The organism is Escherichia sp. WS3063 (assembly GCF_046486595.1).
GTDB classification, from domain to species: domain Bacteria; phylum Pseudomonadota; class Gammaproteobacteria; order Enterobacterales; family Enterobacteriaceae; genus Escherichia; species Escherichia coli.
The window spans coordinates 142,765-165,383 of sequence record NZ_JBJQKY010000007.1 but is presented as its reverse complement, the minus strand read 5'-3'; the positions used below and the strand labels follow the sequence as shown (position 1 = coordinate 165,383).

The window sequence follows — 22,619 nt, the reverse complement described above, 5'->3', positions numbered from 1 at the left end:
TTTTTCATGCATAACCAGGCTCCAATTCAACGTAGAAAATCAACACGTATTTACGTTGGGAATGTGCCGATTGGCGATGGTGCTCCCATCGCCGTACAGTCCATGACCAATACGCGCACGACAGACGTCGAAGCAACGGTCAATCAAATCAAGGCGCTGGAACGTGTTGGCGCTGATATCGTCCGTGTCTCCGTACCGACGATGGACGCGGCAGAAGCGTTCAAACTCATCAAACAGCAGGTTAACGTGCCGCTGGTGGCTGACATCCACTTCGACTATCGCATTGCGCTGAAAGTAGCGGAATACGGCGTCGATTGTCTGCGTATTAACCCTGGCAATATCGGTAATGAAGAGCGTATTCGCATGGTGGTTGACTGTGCGCGCGATAAAAACATTCCGATCCGTATTGGCGTTAACGCCGGATCGCTGGAAAAAGATCTGCAAGAAAAGTATGGCGAACCGACGCCGCAGGCGTTGCTGGAATCCGCCATGCGTCATGTTGATCATCTCGATCGCCTGAACTTCGATCAGTTCAAAGTCAGCGTGAAAGCGTCAGACGTCTTCCTCGCTGTTGAGTCTTATCGTTTGCTGGCAAAACAGATCGATCAGCCGCTGCATCTGGGGATCACCGAAGCCGGTGGTGCGCGCAGCGGGGCAGTAAAATCCGCCATTGGTTTAGGTCTGCTGCTGTCTGAAGGCATCGGCGACACGCTGCGCGTATCGCTGGCGGCCGATCCGGTCGAAGAGATCAAAGTCGGTTTCGATATTTTGAAATCGCTGCGTATCCGTTCGCGCGGGATCAACTTCATCGCCTGCCCGACCTGTTCGCGTCAGGAATTTGATGTTATCGGTACGGTTAACGCGCTGGAGCAACGCCTGGAAGATATCATCACTCCGATGGACGTTTCGATTATCGGCTGTGTGGTGAATGGCCCAGGTGAGGCGCTGGTTTCTACACTCGGCGTCACCGGCGGCAACAAGAAAAGCGGCCTCTATGAAGACGGCGTGCGCAAAGACCGTCTGGACAACAACGATATGATCGACCAGCTGGAAGCACGCATTCGTGCGAAAGCCAGTCAGCTGGACGAAGCGCGTCGAATTGACGTTCAGCAGGTTGAAAAATAATAACGTGATGGGAAGCACCTCGCTTCCCGTGTATGATTGAACCCGCATGGCTCCCGAAACATTGAGGGAAGCGTTGAGGGTTCATTTTTATATTCAGAAAGAGAATAAACGTGTCGAAGAAAATTCAGTCTGTACGCGGTATGAATGATTATTTGCCAGTGGAAACCGCTGTATGGCAACGCGTTGAGCGCATAATTAAAAGCGTCGTTGAGTCTTACGGATACAGTGAGATTCGCACACCTATTCTTGAGCAAACGCCACTGTTTAAGCGCGCTATCGGTGAAGTTACTGATGTTGTTGAAAAGGAGATGTACACCTTCAACGATCGTGAGCGTGATGCGAAAGAGGTTGTTTCGTTAACTCTTCGCCCTGAAGGTACAGCAGGATGTGTACGCGCCGGCATCGAGCATGGCCTTCTGTACAATCAGGAACAGCGTTTGTGGTATATGGGACCGATGTTCCGCCACGAGCGCCCGCAAAAAGGTCGTTATCGTCAGTTCCACCAAATCGGTCTGGAAGTTTTCGGTCTGCAAGGTCCGGATATCGACGCTGAATTGATTATGCTCACCGCCCGCTGGTGGCGCGCGCTGGGTATCTCCGAGCACGTAACTCTTGAGCTGAACTCTATCGGTTCGCTGGAAGCACGCGCCAATTACCGCGATGCGCTGGTGGCATTCCTTGAGCAGCATAAAGAAAAGCTGGACGAAGACTGCAAACGCCGCATGTACACTAACCCGCTGCGCGTGCTGGATTCAAAAAATCCGGAAGTGCAGGCGCTTCTCAACGACGCTCCGGCATTAGGCGATTATCTGGACGAGGAATCTCGTGAGCATTTTGCCGGTCTGTGCAAACTGCTTGAGAGCGCGGGGATCGCTTACACCGTCAACCAGCGTCTGGTGCGTGGTCTGGATTACTATAACCGTACCGTTTTCGAGTGGGTGACTAACAGCCTCGGTTCCCAGGGCACCGTGTGTGCAGGCGGTCGTTATGACGGTCTGGTGGAACAACTGGGCGGTCGTGCAACACCGGCTGTCGGTTTTGCGATGGGCCTCGAACGTCTTGTATTGTTAGTACAGGCCGTTAATCCGGAATTTAAAGCCGATCCTGTTGTCGATATATACCTGGTGGCTTCAGGTGCTGATACACAATCTGCGGCTATGGCATTAGCTGAGCGTCTGCGTGATGAATTACCGGGCGTGAAATTGATGACCAACCACGGCGGCGGCAACTTTAAGAAACAGTTTGCCCGTGCTGATAAATGGGGTGCCCGCGTTGCTGTGGTGCTGGGTGAGTCTGAAGTGGCTAACGGCACAGCAGTAGTGAAGGATTTGCGCTCTGGTGAGCAAACGGCAGTTGCGCAGGATAGCGTAGCCGCGCATTTGCGCACGTTACTGGGTTAAGGAAGGAGAAGGACAGCGTGGAAATTTACGAGAACGAAAACGACCAGGTTGAAGCGGTTAAACGCTTTTTTGCTGAAAATGGCAAAGCACTGGCTGTTGGGGTGATTTTGGGCGTTGGCGCACTGATTGGCTGGCGCTACTGGAACAGCCATCAGGTTGATTCTGCACGCTCCGCTTCTCTTGCCTATCAAAATGCGGTTACCGCAGTGAGCGAAGGCAAACCGGATAGCATCCCGGCGGCGGAAAAATTTGCTGCTGAAAATAAAAATACTTATGGTGCGCTGGCTTCTTTGGAACTTGCGCAGCAATTTGTTGACAAAAATGAACTAGAGAAAGCTGCCGCCCAGTTACAACAGGGGCTGGCAGACACGAGCGATGAAAATCTCAAAGCCGTGATAAATCTGCGTCTTGCTCGCGTTCAGGTACAGCTCAAGCAGGCTGATGCCGCGCTGAAAACCCTTGATACCATCAAAGGTGAAGGGTGGGCTGCCATTGTTGCCGACCTGCGTGGTGAAGCATTGCTGAGCAAAGGTGATAAGCAAGGTGCGCGTAGTGCATGGGAAGCAGGCGTGAAAAGCGATGTTACCCCGGCACTGAGCGAAATGATGCAGATGAAAATTAATAATTTGTCCATCTGAGAGGGACCCGATGCAATTGCGTAAATTACTGCTGCCAGGACTGCTTTCCGTTACCCTTTTAAGCGGCTGTTCGCTGTTTAACAGCGAAGAAGATGTGGTAAAGATGTCCCCATTGCCAACCGTTGAAAACCAGTTTACGCCGTCTACTGCGTGGAGCACTTCCGTTGGTAGCGGCATTGGCAACTTCTATTCCAATCTTCATCCGGCACTGGCGGACAACGTTGTCTATGCTGCGGACCGCGCTGGTTTAGTAAAAGCGCTGAATGCGGATGACGGCAAAGAAATCTGGTCTGTCAACCTGGCCGAGAAAGATGGCTGGTTCTCTAAAGATCCTGCATTACTTTCTGGCGGCGTGACCGTGTCTGGTGGGCATGTCTACATTGGCACCGAAAAGGCGCAGGTTTACGCGCTGAATACCAGCGATGGTACTGTGGCATGGCAAACTAAAGTCGCGGGTGAAGCACTTTCGCGCCCGGTGGTCAGCGACGGTCTGGTGTTAATCCACACCAGTAACGGTCAGTTACAAGCGCTGAACGAAGCTGACGGCGCTGTCAAATGGACAGTTAACCTCGATATGCCTTCGCTCTCTTTGCGTGGCGAGTCTGCGCCGGCAACGGCTTTTGGTGCGGCCGTCGTGGGTGGCGATAATGGTCGCGTCAGCGCAGTGCTGATGGAACAGGGCCAGATGATTTGGCAGCAGCGTATTTCCCAGGCGACCGGTTCTACCGAAATTGACCGTCTGAGCGATGTTGACACGACTCCCGTCGTTGTTAACGGCGTTGTTTTCGCGCTGGCCTATAATGGTAACCTGACGGCGCTTGATCTGCGCAGTGGTCAGATTATGTGGAAACGCGAACTGGGTTCGGTGAATGATTTCATCGTCGACGGCAACCGCATCTATCTGGTCGATCAAAATGACCGGGTGATGGCGTTGACCATTGATGGCGGCGTTACGCTGTGGACACAAAGCGATCTGTTGCATCGCCTGCTGACTTCTCCGGTGCTATATAATGGCAACCTGGTGGTAGGTGACAGTGAAGGTTATCTGCACTGGATTAACGTCGAAGATGGTCGTTTCGTTGCCCAGCAAAAAGTTGATAGTTCCGGTTTCCAGACTGAACCGGTTGCCGCTGACGGCAAACTGCTGATCCAGGCAAAAGACGGAACCGTGTACTCTATTACACGTTAATCGTCTCTGTCGTTCACTTTGAAAACGGCTCCTGGACAGGGGCCGTTTTCCTGTTTTTAACAACGACACGAATATAGCGTGCGTTGTCTGATGATTTATAAAAATGAGGCTTTAAACATGGTACCTGTGGTCGCGCTTGTCGGGCGCCCTAACGTAGGAAAATCCACGTTATTTAACCGTCTAACTCGCACCCGAGATGCGCTGGTTGCGGATTTCCCGGGTCTGACTCGTGACCGTAAGTACGGTCGTGCGGAAATTGAAGGCCGTGAGTTTATCTGCATTGATACCGGCGGGATTGATGGCACAGAAGACGGTGTAGAGACACGTATGGCGGAACAATCGCTGCTGGCGATTGAAGAAGCGGACGTCGTACTGTTTATGGTGGATGCGCGCGCGGGCCTGATGCCGGCGGATGAAGCGATTGCTAAACATCTGCGCTCCCGTGAAAAACCGACCTTCCTGGTGGCAAACAAAACTGACGGTCTGGATCCCGATCAGGCAGTGGTTGATTTCTACTCGCTTGGTTTAGGTGAAATCTACCCGATCGCCGCGTCTCACGGTCGTGGCGTATTAAGTCTGCTGGAGCACGTGCTGCTGCCGTGGATGGAAGATCTCGCACCGCAAGAAGAAGTCGACGAAGACGCCGAATACTGGGCGCAATTTGAAGCGGAAGAGAACGGCGAAGAAGAAGAGGAAGACGACTTCGACCCGCAAAGTCTGCCGATCAAACTGGCGATTGTGGGTCGTCCGAACGTCGGTAAGTCTACGCTCACTAACCGTATTCTCGGTGAAGAACGCGTTGTTGTTTACGACATGCCTGGCACGACGCGTGACAGTATCTACATTCCAATGGAACGCGACGGACGTGAGTATGTGCTCATTGACACCGCTGGCGTACGTAAACGCGGCAAAATCACCGATGCGGTAGAGAAGTTCTCGGTAATCAAAACGTTGCAGGCCATTGAAGATGCCAACGTGGTGATGTTGGTGATTGATGCGCGTGAAGGTATTTCCGATCAGGATCTCTCCTTGCTGGGCTTTATTCTCAATAGTGGGCGCTCACTTGTGATTGTAGTGAACAAGTGGGACGGCCTGAGCCAGGAAGTGAAAGAGCAGGTGAAAGAGACGCTGGACTTCCGTCTGGGCTTTATCGATTTTGCTCGTGTGCACTTTATCTCTGCCTTGCACGGCAGTGGTGTTGGTAACTTGTTTGAATCAGTACGTGAAGCGTATGACAGCTCCACCCGTCGTGTGGGGACCTCTATGCTGACGCGCATCATGACGATGGCTGTTGAAGATCACCAACCGCCGCTGGTACGCGGTCGTCGAGTGAAGCTGAAATATGCCCACGCCGGGGGTTATAACCCGCCGATTGTGGTGATTCACGGTAATCAGGTGAAAGACCTGCCTGATTCCTACAAGCGTTACCTGATGAACTACTTCCGCAAATCGCTGGACGTAATGGGATCGCCGATTCGTATTCAGTTCAAAGAAGGGGAAAACCCGTATGCGAACAAGCGTAATACCCTGACGCCGACTCAGATGCGCAAGCGTAAGCGTCTGATGAAGCACATCAAGAAAAGTAAGTAATCACTTATCTGGTTTCCCTTTCCACACGGAGAGGGAAACCGAATAACACGCGAGGAGTATTTATGGCACTCAACTGTCCAACCTGCAAAACCCCTCTCGAACGCAATGGCGGGACTGCTCACTGTGCAACTTGTGCCAAAGATTTCACCATTCAGGCTCTTTGTCCTGACTGCCACCAGCCATTGCAGGTATTAAAAGCATGCGGTGCGGTGGATTATTTCTGCCAATATGGGCACGGTTTAATTTCTAAAACACGCGTTGAATTTGTTATTGTGTAATATCATTTAAATATATGATTTTATCATTCATATTTATAATATGGATGATTATGCCATTTTTGTATTAGTTGAATTACTAATATGAGTGGAAAAAATCACTTATTTAAAAAATAATGATATATTTATCCTTTCTGGCATGCCTTTCTGAATAATCAGGGATACAATATTAAAGCTTATTTTTGACTTTATCATTGTCACAGGAAAAGTGCATGCTGCGATGGACACGCTGTATTATGCTAACATTTATCTCTGGGGCTGCTTTTGCGGCTCCAGAGATAAATGTTGAGCATAAAGAATCATTACCTGATTTAGGTAGTCAGGCCGCACAACAAGAAGAACAAACCAACAAGGGGAAATCGCTAAAAGAGCGTGGTGCCGATTACGTCATTAACTCCGCTACGCAAGGGTTTGAAAACCTGACACCCGAGGCGCTGGAGTCCCAGGCCAGAAGCTATCTGCAAAGTCAAATTACCTCTACGACACAATCTTATATTGAGGATACACTCTCCCCCTACGGTAAGGTTCGAACGAATCTTTCTCTTGGCCAGGGCGGCGATCTGGATGGCAGTTCCATCGACTATTTTGTTCCCTGGTATGATAATCAAACTACTGTTTATTTCAGCCAATTTTCTGCACAACGAAAAGAAGATCGTACGATCGGGAATATTGGGCTTGGTGTAAGACATAATTTTGATAAATGGTTGTTGGGTGGAAATATATTTTATGATTATGATTTTACCCGTGGGCATCGCCGTTTAGGTTTAGGTGCCGAAGCGTGGACTGATTATTTAAAATTCTCTGGCAACTATTATCACCCGCTTTCTGACTGGAAAGACTCCGAAGATTTCGATTTTTATGAGGAGCGTCCTGCGCGCGGCTGGGATATTCGCGCCGAAGCCTGGCTTCCCGCTTATCCGCAGCTTGGTGGTAAAATTGTTTTCGAACAGTATTACGGTAATGAAGTCGCGCTTTTTGGCACTGATAATCTGGAGAAAGATCCCTTCGCTGTCACGCTGGGTGTGAAATACCAGCCCGTTCCGCTCATTGCTGTCGGTACAGATTTCAAAGCTGGCACTGGCGATAATACCGATCTTTCTGTTAACGCAACGCTTAATTATCAGTTTGGCGTCCCGCTCAAAGACCAGCTTGATCCTGACAAAGTGAGCGCTGCTCACTCGCTTATGGGCAGCCGTCATGACTTTGTTGAACGTAACAACTTTATTGTTCTGGAATACAAAGAAAAAGATCCCCTCGACGTCACTTTGTGGCTGAAAGCCGACGCCACGAATGAACATCCCGAGTGCGTGATTAAAGATACGCCTGAAGAAGCTATCGGGCTGGAAAAATGTAAATGGACCATTAACGCGCTCATTAACCATCACTACAAAATCGTCGCTGCCTCCTGGCAGGCGAAAAACAATGCTGCACGTACGCTGGTGATGCCGGTTATCAAAGAAAACACGCTTACCGAAGGTAACAACAACCACTGGAATCTGGTGCTGCCTGCCTGGCAGTACAGTTCTGATAAAGCCGAACAAGAAAAACTCAATACCTGGCGGGTTCGTCTGGCGCTGGAAGATGAAAAAGGTAATCGACAGAATTCCGGCGTGGTGGAAATCACCGTTCAGCAGGATCGCAAAATTGAGCTCATCGTTAACAACATCGCCGATGTACCAGATGAGAACAATCACAGTCATGAAGCCAGCGCACAGGCCGATGGTGTAGATGGTGTGGTGATGGATCTCGATATTACTGATAGCTTTGGCGACAACACTGACCGCAACGGTAATGTCTTGCCGCAGGATAATCTCAACCCGCAGTTGTTTGACGCCAACGATAAAAAAGTGACGCTGACGAATAAACCCTGCACTACCGAGACTCCCTGTGTCTTTATCGCCAAACAAGATAAAGAAAAGGGGACCGTTACGCTCTCCAGTACATTGCCTGGCACCTTCCGTTGGAAGGCGAAAGCCGCTCCCTATGATGACAGTAACTATGTTGACGTAACGTTCCTGGGTTCTGACATCGGCGGGCTGAATGCCTTTATCTATCGTGTTGGTGCGGCTAAGCCCGTGAATCTTATCGGCAATAAAGAGCCGTTGCCTCTCAATAGCAGCTATCGCTTTGTGTTGTGGCGTGACGCTAACAAAGACGGCGTGTTCCAGCTATCAGAGAAACTCACTGAAGAGGAGATGAAACAGTATGACTATCAGTGGGAATTCACGGGACATAGCGTGAATGGCAATACCGGTGCGCAAGCCAATACCACTAACGCCGATATAGAGATCCCGGCAACGAACAAGGAAGCGGCAACGAAGTTTAGTGCCCAGGTAACCGATGGCGTGCAGGGATACGGTTTGCAGGTCAATTACAGCAAGAAATAGGATCAGCGCCATGGCTGATCGGGCCACCGCTGAATGTTAACCAAGGAGAGTGTTTATGAAACCTCATATGAAACGTGGCCTGACAAGAGTCGCGCTGGCACTGATGCTGGCTGGATACTGTGCCGTGCCAGCCGCTATGGCGGAAGATGCCGCCTGGGTAGCCAGTGGGACGACCGCTGAATTCGAAGGGACCATACCCTGGCTTTATCGCGAGGGTGGGAATGCCACGATTAACTCGGATGATGCGGATCACATCAAAGTAACGTCTGATGGTAAAGGTACTCGTCCTTCAGGTAGCGAGACGGATAAACGCCTTTACTCAGGAGATACCATCACGTTGGGGTGGGATATCGGCGATACCGAAGGGGATATCGACGATGGTCCAGACGGTATTGATGCGAAAACGACGGCGACTATCAAATGGTACAGCTACAGCGATAATGCGGGTGGCGGTAAAACGGAGCTGACCGCAGCGGCGGGCAAGACCAGTTATAAACTCACCAATGACGAACGTGGGCGTTATATCGGTGTTGAAATCCAGCCCATCACCCAGACCGGTAATCCCTTCCAGGGAACGTCGCTGACTCTGCTGGATATTTCTACGGCCAGCGGTGGCGGCAGCGATACGGATAATGTCGATCCTGGTCCAGTTGTAAACCAGAATCTGAAAGTGGCTATCTTTGAGAAAGGCACGAACACCAACCTTATCGGTGGTAATACAGCCATTGCGCTTAACAAAACGTATGTGGCCAAACTGTACTCGGATGAAAACCAGAATGGTAAGTACGATGCGGGTACGGATGTGGACGTTACCGCTAACTACGACTTTGCGTGGGTCTTTAACGGTAACAGTAAACAACTTGCGGCGGCGGGCGGTATTGCCAACGCCAGCTTCGATAACAATGACATTGTTATTCCGCAAACTAACGAACAAGCAAGAACCAGCCTTAACGGTAGTGACCGTAATGGTAAGACCGGCCTTGCAATCCCGGCAAACGGCGACGGCGTTCAGGGCTATACGCTGTCTATCATTTACAAACACCACTAATGCGCACAACAGCATTCCCGTATGGGAATGCTGTTTTCCGCCTGTTTTGCTTAGCGACGCGTTAAGCAAAACGGGTTGACGTTTTGTTTATCATGCTGGAGTTTTCTACATGTCGGTATGTCTGAAACCAGGAAAAATCATTGTGCTTCTGGGCATGTTGGCAGCCTTTATGCTGTCTGACTTTGCACGGGCAGGAGTGGAATGGCAGACATATCCTGGTTCTACAGGCGAGTTTAACGGTACAGTTCCTATTGCCGATAGCGCTAGCGTACCCGTTTATCAGGGAAGCGTTCAGCTTGATCCTGCTGCATCTCATGATGTGGCGTTTTCTGCTAAACCGAATGAATTTAGCGTTGACGATGACGCTGCTAACCTGATAGTCGCTAATCCTCAGGACAGTGAAGGCGACCAGTTTTCCACACCACCTGCGCTGCGCTGGGAAAACCAGACGCCGCCGACCGTCAGTCTGGTGTGGGCCGATGCCGCTACGCCGGATACGCCGCTCAACCCGCAGCCCATCGCCAACCGCAGCTTTTGTGCTCAAGGGCTGGCCGGGCGTTCGCTGGTGGCCTGGCCGCAGATAGATACACAGCAGACCATTCCACTGCTTTATCTGCTGACCTCGACCGGTTATCCCTATGAGGGGACGGTGGCGCTGGCTGACCAGAAAGTGACGCTGAATATCGCGCCCGCGCAGGGCGATTTAATCTCGGTGAGCGCCAGTGGTTATAACGAAACGATCGCGGCGGCAAAAACCACCGTTGGCGGGACTATCACGCTGACCGTCACCACCAAAGATTGTCAGGGTAACGTCGCGGGTAATATTCCGTTTATTATCAAGCGTAAAGATGCCCAAAACCGTCAGGGCGCGGTGAATAATACCGCGCCGGTGGTGCTGGGGAGTACCGAGTTAACGACGACGGCAACCGAGTATCGTGGCACATCGGATGCCAACGGTACGGCAACCATCACGGTGACCCAACCTAACGGCCCCGGCGTCAAAACGCCGCTGGTGGCGAGTATTTCCGGCATTGCGCAAACCAGCGAAACGGCGGTGATTTTTACCGTACTTACCAGCCCGGACGTGGCGCAGGCCACGATGTGGGGCCATATGGCGGAAACGGTTGAGGCACACGGCTACACGTTCAGCAGGCCAAAACTGGCGGCGGAAGTCAGCAATGAAAATGCCACGGTCGTCGATCACAACGAAACCTGGTCCACTTTCACCTGGAGCGGGGCAGACAGCCATTGCACCGTGCTGCCGGGCATGCGCCATTTCGGCGCACTGGCGACCGTTATTCCCACCACGGTACAGACTGTCCTTGGCTGGCCGATGCAGGATGATTATTACTGGACATCGCTGGTGGGCACTACCGGGCAGCACCATGCAGCGGATGTCTCTAACCGTGCTGAAGCGCAAAAGCCGGATAGCACCACGTTTCTTGTAAGCTGCGTGGACAAACCCGCGCCTGACGTCGAACCGAAAATCGTCCTTACGCCAGAAAACTATGATGATACGGCACAGGCGATGAAAGCGAAGGTGGGTGAGGACGCCACGATGCGTCTGACGATCACCGACAATAAAAACAACGATCAACCGCTGGCGTATTACTACTTCTCGCTGCATCTGGATGACGGCGTTAACCGCAAAAATCAAACCGATCCTGCCTGGGAAACCCATCCGGTACAGATTGCTGGTGGCTCGAATTTACAACAGGTTGATGCTCACACCTATGAAGGCATGACCGATGTCAACGGTCAGGCTTCGCTAACCCTGAGCCAGCCCGGCGGCGCGGGCGTTAAAACCCATATCACGGCAAGAATGCGCAGCGATTTTAACGCCACAGATGCCAAAGATGTGATTTTTACCGTGATCACTAGCCCGGACAGCGACAAAGCGCGGATGTGGGGCCATATGCGCGGCATTATTGAGTCCGGCAGTCTGTATAAACGCCCATTACTGGCGGATGAAACCGAGCATGAACTGGGATCGGTGCGGGAAAATAACGAAGACTGGGCGCTGTACGATCAAAACACCAGTATGCAGGCGGAATGCGGAGTGGGTCATATACCGCGCCAGAGCTCACTGGAAAGCCTGTTCTCCGCCCATCCCGGTAACGCGATTGGCACTGAGTATGGCTGGCCCACCGCACAACAGAGCTACCTAAGCGCGGTGGAGCAAGAAACGCATTCATCGGTGAATCTGGCGAACGGGAGCGTCGACAGCTACTCCGGCTTTAAGCAGAATTATCTCTCCTGTTCGGGCAATGAGATGGTAGCGAAGGTTGAAGTGAGCACCGATCACGATGTCACCCCTGGCACCAAAGCGCAGGCCAAAGTGGGGGACACCATCGTGATGACCGTGCGTACGATTAACGCGCTCAATAATACCCCCGTTCCCTTTACTGCCTTCACCATCACTAAAGGCATGGGGTATAACCGAGCGGGGCTGGTGAGCGGGTTTGATGACCCGAGCAGCGGCGCAATCACGATGAATGGCACGCAATACGGCACATCGCAGCCGTCGATGGTTTATACGGGTACGACAGATGCACAAGGCGTGGCGACGGTAGAGATTGAGCAACCGCAGGGCGTCGGGCTAAGAACGGTGCTGGGCGTAACGCCGGTAAATTCCTACCTGCCGAATACCGTTAATTACAGCGTTATTTTCACCACCCCAACCAGCCCGGACGTTATTGGCGCGCAGATGTGGGGCCATATGGATGAAACGATTACTGTTGATTCATTAACCTTTACCCGGCCTAAGCTGGCAGCAGAAATTGCCAGTCCGGATGGCACACTAACGGAAAAAAACGAAGTCTGGGCGCGCGTTAGCCAGGCCAGTACGGCCATTACCAGTAAAGGCGGTTGCGGAACCAATATGCTGCCGCGCCGCTCCCAGCTCAGTGCGCTCTATGACGCTAATAACGGTAATGCGGTGCAAACCACACACGGCTGGCCGACGCAGCGTCAGCCCTACTGGAGCAGTTCCCCCGCGGATGTAACGCCGCACAATTACACCATTGCCCTGGATAACGGCGCACAAGCTATCGGCGGCAATACGCCGGTTTACGTCAGTTGCCTGACGACGGCGAACAAGCCTGCCAGCAGCATTACGCTGGAGGTGGTTGATAAAGCGCAATGGAATGCCGGGAATAACGCGGCAACGCTGAAAAAAGGCGAAACGCTACAGGTTAAGGTGACGGTAAAAGATGCACAGGGCAACGCGTTAGCGGATATGCCATTTACCCTCAGTCGCGGTGATGGCTATACCCGTAGCGGCGAAAAACATATTGCCGGTAGCGGCGATGCGCTGGTGGCGCCGGTGGTGGTCAATGGCGGGCTGGCCGATGAAACAACGTTGAATGACACCGCAACGGTGTATACCGCCATGACCGGCAGTGACGGCAGCAAAATCCTTAATATTACCCGCCCGGATACCCACGGCACCAAAACGGCGCTGACGGCAACGCTTTACTCTGATGCGACGAAAAAATCCAGCATCGACACAATCTTTACGGTGGTCACCAGCCCGGATAGCAGCCAGGCGAAAATGTGGGGGCATATGCCGGAAACGGTGACGGCTGAGGACGGTACGGTCTTTAAACGCCCGCGGTTGATGAAGGAACTGGCCAGTCAGACTGGGCGAACATCAACGCTTGAAGACAACGAAAACTGGGCGTTGTTTAACATTAATTATGCGAGTTCTTCCACGACGTATAGTGGCTGTGGAACCAACTATATTCCGACTCAGGCCGGTCTGACGTCGCTGTTTGCTAATAATGCGGGCAACACCATGAAAACCGTGCAGGGCTGGCCGGTGGCAACGCGCTATTTGTCCAACACGTCCGACAATGGCAGCATGGAGCAGCGTAACTACAAGGCGGTCGATCTCAGCAATGGCACGAGTGCGGCAGTGTCATCAACGGCGCTGCAACTGCTGACCTGCCAGACCACGCCGGTAACCACGGTGAGCCAAATTCTGCTGGAAGCGGCAGATCCGGCGACGCTGGATACCACCTATAACGTGGTAAAAGCGAAAAAAGGCGAAGAATCCGTGGTGCGCGTCACCACCAAAGATGCGCAAGGCAACCTGGTGGGCAATACGGCATTTATCCTGACGCGTGCCAACAGCGTGAGTCGGGCTAATGCATCAGCGACGATGAGCGTGGGCTCGTTGACGGTGACGGATGCCTGGGGCAATACGCGAAATAATTTCCAGTCGACAAGTGAAACCATTTACGGCGTGACCGGTGCTGATGGGTCAACGACATTGACCCTGAAACAGGATAACAGTACCGGGTTAAGAACCGATCTCACGGCAAAACTGGATACGTCCAGCAGCGTCAAGGCAACGCTACCGGTGGTCTTTACCGTCGTGACCAGCCCGGATTCGCCAAAAGCGAATTTTTGGGGACATATGGCTGAAACGGTGGCGGCCTCCGATGGTTCAGTCTATAAACGCCCACTGTTGCTGGCAGAGCTGGCCAACACTGGCGGGCGACAAATCAGTTCAGAGAACGGGGAAAGCTGGGTACGATTCACCTGGAATCAGTCGACAGATCCTTCTGTAAGCGGCTGCGGCGTTGCGTATATGCCAACGTTGGCAGGCCTGCAAGCGTTGTATGACGCTAATAGTGGTAATGCAATGAGTACGGTACAGGGATGGCCGGTAAAAGCGACCTATCTCACCAATACCCCAAGTGACACGCAAACGGGGAGCCGTTACTACAATGTGGTGCAACTGGACTCTGGCGCAGCCTCGCAAATCACGACGAACACGGGTGTACTGCAAACCTGCCGCACAACGCCGTTGACGGCTGCCAGCCAGATTACGCTGGAGGCCGCGGAGCCTGCGCAATTTGTCAGCATTGACAGCACGCTTAGCGCTGTCAAAGTGCAGAAAGGCGATAGCGTGCCGATCCGCATTTCGACTAAAGATGCGCAGGGAAATTTCGTCGGCAATACGCCGTTTGCCCTGAAACACGCGAACTCGATCAATCGTCAAAATGTGTCGTCATCGCAGAAAGTGTCGGTCACGACGGAGGCGGGTACGACGGTGGATACCAGTGCAACGACCACCCTGTATGGCGTAACCGGGCCAGACGGAACCACCACGATGACGCTCCGACAGGATGCGTCCACCGGGTTAAGAACCGACTTTTATGCCCTGTTGAACGATACCGGCGTGTCGTCGGACACCTTGCCGGTGATCTTTACCGTCATCACCAGCCCGGATACACCGCTGGCGGCCAACTGGGGCCATATGGCGGAAACCTTTACCAGCAGCGAAGGCGTTACCTTCAAGCGGCCTTTCCTCAAAGCCGAACTCTCTGGCGGTACGGCCATAACGGTCAATAATGAAGTCTGGTCGCGCCTGACAGCGACTGAGAAAGCGGATGCCAGCAAGGCCGGGTGTGATGTGGCGTATCAACCGCTGGTGAATGACATGCAGGGGTTGTATGCAGATTACCCTAACGGCCAGTTAGGATCGGTGCTCGGCTTGCCGACGTCTGCCGGGTATTGGTGGGCCTACGACATGATGATGGTTTCTGGCAACTGGTCTAATCAGGCATTTTCACCTGTTAATGGTCAGTTGATGCAGGCATCGTCCAGCTATACAGCGGTAGTGATGTGTCTGGTAAAACCACATACGGAAGCGGCCACAATAACGCTCACCTCAACGGCGCAGGACGCAGCAAAATCAGCCAGCAATGGTGGTCGACCGAGCGCCGTAGCGAAGAAAGGCGAGACGATTCCGCTGACGGTAACCGTGCGTGATAGTACCGGGAATCCGGTGCCATACGCTGAGTTTACCCTCACGCGTGAAACGACGCTGGATCGCTCGAAAGCACCTGCTAACTCGAGTGCGGGCGACCTTTCCGTGACGGCATTGGTACCGGCAAATACAAATGGTGTGTTGACGACAAGTGGAGCAAAACTGATCGGCACGACGGATAGCGATGGCAAAGCGACTTTTGAGGTGAGTCAGAATACGACGACCGGACTGGCGACGCCGTTAACCGTAACGCTGGCGCGTGATACGACGAAAGCCGCCACGCTGGATGTTATCTATACGGTGATTACCAGCCCGGACTCACCGAGTGCGAAATTCTGGGGGCACATGCCGGACACCTTTACCAGTTCGGCGGGCGTCACCTTCAAACGACCACTGCTGAAAGCCGAAACCAGCTCAGGCTCATCGATCAGCTCTAACGGCGAAGTTTGGTCATATATGAGCAACGCGCAAAATTTAACATCGACAGATTGCCCGCTTGAAAATCAACCGCGTAGTAATGAGCTGTTGGATTTGTATAGCGATCACCCGAACGGCACGCTAATGACCGACCTGGGGTTACCCGTATATGCAGGTAACTGGTGGGCCTATGATATGGTCATGCTGAGTGGAACGTCGTGGACTTATCAACTCATCAGCCTGAAAGACGGAACCATTACGCAGAAGGGGACAACCAGTGCGTTGATGCTTTGCCTGGCACAGCCGCATCCGGCCGGCGTCAGCGTAACATTGACGTCATCCGCACAGGATGACGCCAGAACCACCAGCAATGGCGGCCGTCCCAGCGCGTCAGCGAAAAAAGGTAACTCAATACCGATTGTGGTAACGGTAAAAGATCGTGATGGCAACCCGTTGGCGGGCGAAGCGGTGACGCTCAAACGTGATTCAGCGTTGAGCCGTTCAGGAACAATCGTGGGGACGCCAGCGAATGAAATAAAGTTAACGGAACTGACGCCCGTGTCGGCGACATTCCCGCTGGTTTCAAATGGTACACAATGGCTTGGTTTCACCGGTAGCGATGGTACGGCGACATTCAATGTTGAACAGCCTGATACTGTCGGCCTGGCAATCCCCTTTAACGCCATCCTGGCCCGTGACACGGCAAAGGTATCTACTCTGGATCTGATTTTTACCGTCCTCACCAGCCCGGATGCCGCATTAGCAACTTACTGGGGCCATATGCCGGATACCGTCACGGCGGAAAACGGTGCTGTCTTTGAGCGCCCTAAACTGTGGAAAGAGCTGCCGTCGACATCCGGGGTAAGTCAGATAACGAATAGCAATGAAGCCTGGCCCGTGTTTAACCCAACGCAGAGAGCAGACAGCAGTTACAGCCCTTGTGAGGAAGCGCGCCGGCCATTGAGCGGTGATTTAGAGGCGCTCTATACACGTTATCCAGGAAACACGATTACCGCGCAAATTGGCTGGCCTACGCAGTATGCATGGTGGGCGGTGGATAACTGGGAAGGGGGCAGTAATCCGCAGGCCGTCAGCCTGGTAAATGGTTCGAGAGGCCAATATAATCCCGCTCATCAGGCCTGCCTGGTTAACCCGCGTGCGAGCGTTTCCAGCGTCACGCTGACATCAACGGCGCTGGATGACGCCACACAGGCGGCGACGGTGAAAAAAGGCGACGCCGCGCCCATTGTCGTTACCGTAAAAGACAGCGCCGGGAAGCCGGTGCCGAATATCGCTTTTATCCTAAAACGCGGTGAGGCCGTGCCGCGTAACAGCGGGGCGACGCTGTATGGCGATGTGGATGCGATGGACGATTTGACTGTGCAACCTTCATCCGGTGCGGCAGTCACGTTGGCTGACAGTGGAAATACCATCGACGGAGTCACGGGAGCGGACGGTACGGCAAGCTTTACCGTTCGTCAGGATAATACGCCAGGATATAAAACGCCGTTGACGGTGACGCTGACGGATAACGCCACCATAACGGCGACGCTGGACACGATTTTCACCGTGCCGACCAGCCCGAATGTCGCTACGGCGTATTTCTGGGGTCATATGGCGGATACCGCCACGGTAAGCGGCAAGACGTTGCATCGCCCGCTATTAAAATCGGAGTTGCCGTCAGGCGCTACCGCAGCAGCCTCGCCTGATGTGAATAATGAAACCTGGGCGCTGGCGCATGTTATGGATTCCTCTAAATGGGATGTCGCGCAGCAGTGCGGCAGTATGAATAACGTGCCGAGCAGTGCCGAATTACAAACATTACACTCCGGCTTTAGCACATTGGGATGGCCGTCCTCGATAAGCTTCCCGTATTTATCTACTGATAAGGCTGGGTCGTTCTATTGTGGTGTTGATGAAGGCTCTGGCAGTCTCAACTGTGGCATTCAGCCTGCGAAAACGCCGGGGTTTGCAACCTGTTTCCAATAACCTTATCCACCTTGTCAATATGAGGTTCTGAAAGCCTGATACGCAACGCGCTATCAGGCTTTTTTACGTGGCTTGCGGCTTTTCGTCACCGCACTCACTTCACTGATCACTACGCCATCGCCCAGGCGAGTGGTCAGTGTCTCACCCACTTTCACCTGCTTAACCTGTTTTAACACCGCGCCATCAGCGGCGCTGGTAACGCTATAACCGCGAGCGAGTGTGGACAGCGGACTCACCGCTTCGAGATGCGTTACTGCATTACCGAAACGTTCACGCGTGGCGCTAAGCTGTGCGCGCAGGGTTTCTGCTAAACGATATTCCAGTTGCTGAATGCGCGTTTGCGCGCGATGAATCTTCGGCTGTGGATTTTGCTGATTCAGCCGCTGTGTTAATCGCTGCTGCTGTTGCCCGGCACGCTTAAGCTGATTTTCCAGCGCAAAGCTCATCCGTTTTTGCAGGCGTTCAAGCATGGTTTGTTGGCGTGCCAGCCGGAGCTGTGGATGCTGCTGCTGCAAGCGATGATGGATCTGCGTAAAACGACGCGTGCGGTTGGCGAGATAATAATCCATCGCCATCTCCAGCCGTTGACGGGCCGATTGCACCTGGCGCAGTAATTCTTGCTGATTGCGGCTCACTACTTCAGCGGCGGCAGACGGCGTTGGCGCACGCAGATCAGCAACAAAGTCGGCAATCGTCACATCCGTCTCATGCCCGACGGCGCTGACCACCGGAATGCGACTGGCAAAGATCGCCCGCGCTACACGTTCGTCGTTAAAACTCCACAAATCTTCCAGCGAACCGCCGCCGCGCCCGACGATCAGCACATCACATTCGTTACGCTGATTCGCCAGTTCAATGGCGCGAACAATTTGCCCTGGCGCGTCATCCCCCTGTACGGCGGTGGGATAAATAATCACTGGCAGAGAAGGATCGCGACGTTTTAACACATGCAAAATATCATGTAGCGCAGCACCGGTTTTTGAGGTGATCACACCAACGCAATGCGCAGGGGAGGGGAGTGAATTTTTGTATTGCAGATCGAACAAACCTTCAGCCTGCAACTTCGCTTTAAGCTGTTCGTACTTCTGTTGCAGCAACCCTTCACCGGCAGGCTGCATACTCTCGACGATAATCTGATAATCGCCGCGCGGTTCATAGAGTGTAATATTGGCGCGCACTAAAACTTGTTGTCCGTGCTGCGGGCGAAAGGTCACCCGACGGTTGCTGTTGCGGAACATCGCACAGCGCACCTGGGCGGTGTCGTCTTTGAGCGTAAAATACCAGTGACCGGAAGCTGGTTGTGTGAAATTAGAGATTTCGCCGCTGATCCACACCTGTCCCATCTCATGCTCAAGCAGCAGACGAACCGTTTGATTCAGGCGACTAACGGTAAAAATTGCAGGGGATTGAGAAGGTAACATGTGAGCGAGATCAAATTCTAAATCAGCAGGTTATTCAGTCGATAGTAACCCGCCCTCCGGGGATAGCAAGCATTTTTTGCAAAAAGGGGTAGATGCAATCGGTTACGCTCTGTATAATGCCGCGGCAATATTTATTAACCACTCTGGTCGAGATATTGCCCATGCTACGTATCGCTAAAGAAGCTCTGACGTTTGACGACGTTCTCCTCGTTCCTGCTCATTCTACCGTTCTGCCGAATACTGCTGACCTCAGCACCCAGCTGACGAAAACTATTCGTCTGAATATCCCTATGCTTTCCGCAGCAATGGATACCGTAACGGAAGCGCGCCTGGCTATTGCTCTGGCTCAGGAAGGCGGTATCGGCTTTATCCACAAAAACATGTCCATTGAACGCCAGGCAGAAGAAGTTCGCCGTGTGAAAAAACACGAATCTGGCGTGGTAACTGATCCGCAGACCGTGCTGCCGACAACCACCCTGCGTGAAGTGAAAGAACTGACCGAGCGTAACGGCTTTGCGGGCTACCCGGTGGTTACCGAAGAAAACGAACTGGTCGGCATCATCACCGGTCGTGACGTGCGTTTTGTGACCGATCTGAATCAACCGGTTAGCGTTTACATGACGCCGAAAGAGCGTCTGGTAACCGTGCGTGAAGGCGAAGCCCGTGAAGTGGTGCTGGCAAAAATGCACGAAAAACGCGTTGAAAAGGCGCTGGTGGTTGATGACGAATTCCACCTGATCGGCATGATCACCGTGAAAGACTTCCAGAAAGCGGAACGTAAACCGAACGCCTGTAAAGACGAGCAAGGCCGTCTGCGTGTTGGTGCAGCGGTTGGCGCTGGCGCTGGTAACGAAGAGCGTGTCGACGCGCTGGTTGCCGCAGGCGTTGACGTTCTGCTGATCGACTCCTCTCACGGTCACTCTGAAGGCGTTCTGCAGCGTATCCGTGAAACTCGTGCTAAATATCCGGATCTGCAAATCATCGGCGGCAACGTGGCAACAGCTGCGGGGGCACGCGCTCTGGCAGAAGCTGGTTGCAGCGCGGTTAAAGTCGGTATCGGCCCTGGCTCTATCTGTACGACGCGTATCGTGACTGGCGTAGGTGTTCCGCAGATCACCGCCGTTGCTGACGCAGTAGAAGCCCTGGAAGGCACCGGGATTCCGGTTATCGCTGACGGTGGTATTCGTTTCTCTGGCGATATCGCCAAAGCTATCGCTGCTGGTGCAAGCGCGGTGATGGTAGGTTCCATGCTGGCGGGTACTGAAGAATCCCCTGGTGAAATCGAGCTCTACCAGGGCCGTTCTTACAAGTCTTACCGTGGGATGGGCTCTCTGGGCGCGATGTCCAAAGGTTCTTCTGACCGTTACTTCCAGAGCGACAACGCTGCCGACAAACTGGTGCCGGAAGGTATCGAAGGTCGCGTGGCCTATAAAGGTCGCCTGAAAGAGATCATTCACCAGCAGATGGGCGGCCTGCGCTCCTGTATGGGCCTGACCGGCTGTGGTACTATCGACGAACTGCGTACTAAAGCGGAGTTTGTACGTATCAGCGGTGCGGGCATTCAGGAAAGCCACGTTCACGACGTGACCATTACTAAAGAGTCCCCGAACTACCGTCTGGGCTCCTGATTCTCTTCGCCCGACTTCATGTCGGGCGATTTATATTATCTGTTTCACTTGCCTCGGAATAAGCGTCAATGACGGAAAACATTCATAAGCATCGCATCCTCATTCTGGACTTCGGTTCTCAGTACACCCAACTGGTTGCGCGCCGCGTGCGTGAACTGGGTGTTTACTGCGAACTGTGGGCGTGGGATGTGACAGAAGCACAAATTCGTGACTTCAATCCAAGCGGCATTATTCTTTCCGGCGGCCCGGAAAGCACCACCGAAGAAAACAGCCCGCGTGCGCCGCAGTATGTCTTTGAAGCAGGCGTACCGGTATTCGGCGTTTGCTATGGTATGCAGACCATGGCAATGCAGTTGGGTGGTCATGTTGAAGCCTCTAACGAACGTGAATTTGGCTATGCGCAGGTTGAAGTCGTAAACGACAGCGCACTGGTTCGCGGTATCGAAGATGCTCTGACAGCAGACGGTAAACCTCTGCTCGATGTCTGGATGAGCCACGGCGATAAAGTTACCGCTATCCCGTCCGACTTCATCACCGTAGCCAGCACCGAAAGCTGCCCGTTTGCCATTATGGCTAACGAAGAAAAACGCTTCTATGGCGTACAGTTCCACCCGGAAGTGACTCACACCCGCCAGGGTATGCGCATGCTGGAGCGCTTTGTGCGAGATATCTGCCAGTGTGAAGCCCTGTGGACGCCGGCGAAAATTATCGACGATGCTGTAGCCCGTATCCGTGAGCAGGTAGGCGACGATAAAGTGATCCTCGGCCTCTCTGGTGGCGTGGATTCCTCCGTGACTGCAATGCTGCTGCACCGCGCTATCGGTAAAAACCTGACTTGCGTATTCGTCGACAACGGCCTGCTGCGTCTCAACGAAGCAGAGCAGGTTCTGGATATGTTTGGCGATCACTTTGGTCTGAACATTGTTCACGTACCGGCAGAAGATCGCTTCCTGTCAGCGCTGGCTGGCGAAAACGATCCGGAAGCAAAACGTAAAATCATCGGTCGCGTTTTCGTTGAAGTATTCGATGAAGAAGCGCTGAAACTGGAAGACGTGAAGTGGCTGGCACAGGGTACTATCTACCCTGACGTTATCGAATCTGCTGCTTCTGCAACCGGTAAAGCACATGTCATCAAATCTCACCACAACGTGGGCGGCCTGCCGAAAGAGATGAAGATGGGCCTGGTTGAACCGCTGAAAGAGCTGTTCAAAGACGAAGTGCGTAAGATTGGTCTGGAGCTGGGCCTGCCGTACGACATGCTGTACCGTCACCCGTTCCCGGGACCAGGCCTTGGCGTTCGTGTTCTGGGTGAAGTGAAGAAAGAGTATTGTGACCTGCTGCGCCGTGCTGACGCCATCTTCATTGAAGAACTGCGTAAAGCGGACCTGTACGACAAAGTCAGCCAGGCGTTCACCGTCTTCCTGCCGGTACGTTCCGTTGGCGTAATGGGCGATGGTCGTAAGTATGACTGGGTTGTCTCTCTGCGTGCTGTCGAAACCATCGACTTTATGACCGCACACTGGGCGCATCTGCCGTACGATTTCCTCGGTCGCGTTTCCAACCGCATTATCAATGAAGTGAACGGTATTTCCCGCGTGGTGTATGACATCAGCGGCAAGCCGCCAGCTACCATTGAGTGGGAATGATTAACAGCTAACTCATAGCAAATCATTCCTATTCATATACTAACTCAACCCTCTGTTTTTACAGAGGGTTTTTGTTTTTATGTATTC

The 22,619-nt window shown here is 52.9% G+C and carries 12 protein-coding genes; 11 read left to right on the top strand and 1 reads right to left on the bottom strand.

Features of this window, described 5'->3' with window-relative positions; genetic code table 11:
- The first annotated feature begins 6 nt into the window (after positions 1-6).
- From ispG to ACJHYW_RS09675, 9 genes are all read left to right on the top strand, one after another.
- Positions 7-1,125 carry a flavodoxin-dependent (E)-4-hydroxy-3-methylbut-2-enyl-diphosphate synthase gene (gene ispG, locus ACJHYW_RS09715; protein ID WP_000551807.1) on the top strand — a complete coding sequence of 373 codons (1,119 nt, stop codon included), beginning with the start codon at positions 7-9 and terminating at the stop codon, positions 1,123-1,125.
- A 110-nt stretch (positions 1,126-1,235) separates the two neighbouring features.
- The gene (gene hisS / locus ACJHYW_RS09710; RefSeq protein ID WP_000037894.1) at positions 1,236-2,525 is read left to right on the top strand and encodes a histidine--tRNA ligase; all 1,290 of its coding nucleotides are present in this window, start codon (positions 1,236-1,238) and stop codon (positions 2,523-2,525) included.
- Positions 2,526-2,542: 17 nt separating this feature from the next.
- Positions 2,543-3,163 carry an ancillary SecYEG translocon subunit YfgM gene (gene yfgM, locus ACJHYW_RS09705; RefSeq protein WP_000409205.1) on the top strand — a complete coding sequence of 207 codons (621 nt, stop codon included), beginning with the start codon at positions 2,543-2,545 and terminating at the stop codon, positions 3,161-3,163.
- Between the two features lie 10 nt (positions 3,164-3,173).
- Positions 3,174-4,352, top strand: coding sequence for an outer membrane protein assembly factor BamB (gene bamB / locus ACJHYW_RS09700; protein ID WP_001177032.1), 1,179 nt, complete (start codon positions 3,174-3,176; stop codon positions 4,350-4,352).
- Between the two features lie 117 nt (positions 4,353-4,469).
- Complete coding sequence (der, locus tag ACJHYW_RS09695) at positions 4,470-5,942, top strand: ribosome biogenesis GTPase Der (protein WP_001309661.1); 1,473 nt, start codon at positions 4,470-4,472, stop codon at positions 5,940-5,942.
- 62 nt (positions 5,943-6,004) lie between these two features.
- A complete protein-coding gene (locus ACJHYW_RS09690; protein ID WP_001196900.1) occupies positions 6,005-6,220 on the top strand; it encodes a zinc ribbon domain-containing protein in 216 nt (71 codons plus the stop codon).
- Positions 6,221-6,429: 209 nt separating this feature from the next.
- Entirely contained in the window at positions 6,430-8,604 is a 2,175-nt protein-coding gene (gene sinH, locus ACJHYW_RS09685; RefSeq protein WP_001361596.1) for an intimin-like inverse autotransporter SinH, read from the top strand.
- Positions 8,605-8,659: 55 nt separating this feature from the next.
- Positions 8,660-9,652, top strand: coding sequence for a SinI family autotransporter-associated protein (locus ACJHYW_RS09680; protein ID WP_000802334.1), 993 nt, complete (start codon positions 8,660-8,662; stop codon positions 9,650-9,652).
- 109 nt (positions 9,653-9,761) lie between these two features.
- A complete protein-coding gene (locus tag ACJHYW_RS09675; RefSeq protein ID WP_000109692.1) occupies positions 9,762-17,837 on the top strand; it encodes an adhesion domain-containing protein in 8,076 nt (2,691 codons plus the stop codon).
- Between the two features lie 53 nt (positions 17,838-17,890).
- Here ACJHYW_RS09675 and xseA read toward each other — a convergent pair whose 3' ends face one another.
- Complete coding sequence (gene xseA / locus ACJHYW_RS09670) at positions 17,891-19,258, bottom strand: exodeoxyribonuclease VII large subunit (RefSeq protein WP_000937903.1); 1,368 nt, start codon at positions 19,256-19,258, stop codon at positions 17,891-17,893.
- Between the two features lie 161 nt (positions 19,259-19,419).
- Between xseA and guaB the strand changes: the two genes are divergently transcribed.
- Entirely contained in the window at positions 19,420-20,886 is a 1,467-nt protein-coding gene (gene guaB, locus ACJHYW_RS09665; RefSeq protein WP_001299507.1) for an IMP dehydrogenase, read from the top strand.
- Between the two features lie 68 nt (positions 20,887-20,954).
- Positions 20,955-22,532 (top strand): glutamine-hydrolyzing GMP synthase, encoded by a 1,578-nt coding sequence (gene guaA, locus ACJHYW_RS09660; protein WP_000138270.1) that lies wholly within the window; start codon positions 20,955-20,957, stop codon positions 22,530-22,532.
- Positions 22,533-22,619 lie beyond the last annotated feature (87 nt).

What these genes read in the sequence shown, in the direction of transcription:
- ispG (WP_000551807.1), top strand. Translation starts at nt 7, where the DNA reads ATGCATAACCAGGCTCCAATTCAACGTAGAAAATCAACACGTATTTAC.
- bamB (WP_001177032.1), top strand. Translation starts at nt 3,174, where the DNA reads ATGCAATTGCGTAAATTACTGCTGCCAGGACTGCTTTCCGTTACCCTT.
- der (WP_001309661.1), top strand. Translation starts at nt 4,470, where the DNA reads ATGGTACCTGTGGTCGCGCTTGTCGGGCGCCCTAACGTAGGAAAATCC.
- ACJHYW_RS09690 (WP_001196900.1), top strand. Translation starts at nt 6,005, where the DNA reads ATGGCACTCAACTGTCCAACCTGCAAAACCCCTCTCGAACGCAATGGC.
- sinH (WP_001361596.1), top strand. Translation starts at nt 6,430, where the DNA reads ATGCTGCGATGGACACGCTGTATTATGCTAACATTTATCTCTGGGGCT.
- ACJHYW_RS09680 (WP_000802334.1), top strand. Translation starts at nt 8,660, where the DNA reads ATGAAACCTCATATGAAACGTGGCCTGACAAGAGTCGCGCTGGCACTG.
- ACJHYW_RS09675 (WP_000109692.1), top strand. Translation starts at nt 9,762, where the DNA reads ATGTCGGTATGTCTGAAACCAGGAAAAATCATTGTGCTTCTGGGCATG.
- xseA (WP_000937903.1), bottom strand. Translation starts at nt 19,258, where the DNA reads ATGTTACCTTCTCAATCCCCTGCAATTTTTACCGTTAGTCGCCTGAAT.
- guaB (WP_001299507.1), top strand. Translation starts at nt 19,420, where the DNA reads ATGCTACGTATCGCTAAAGAAGCTCTGACGTTTGACGACGTTCTCCTC.
- guaA (WP_000138270.1), top strand. Translation starts at nt 20,955, where the DNA reads ATGACGGAAAACATTCATAAGCATCGCATCCTCATTCTGGACTTCGGT.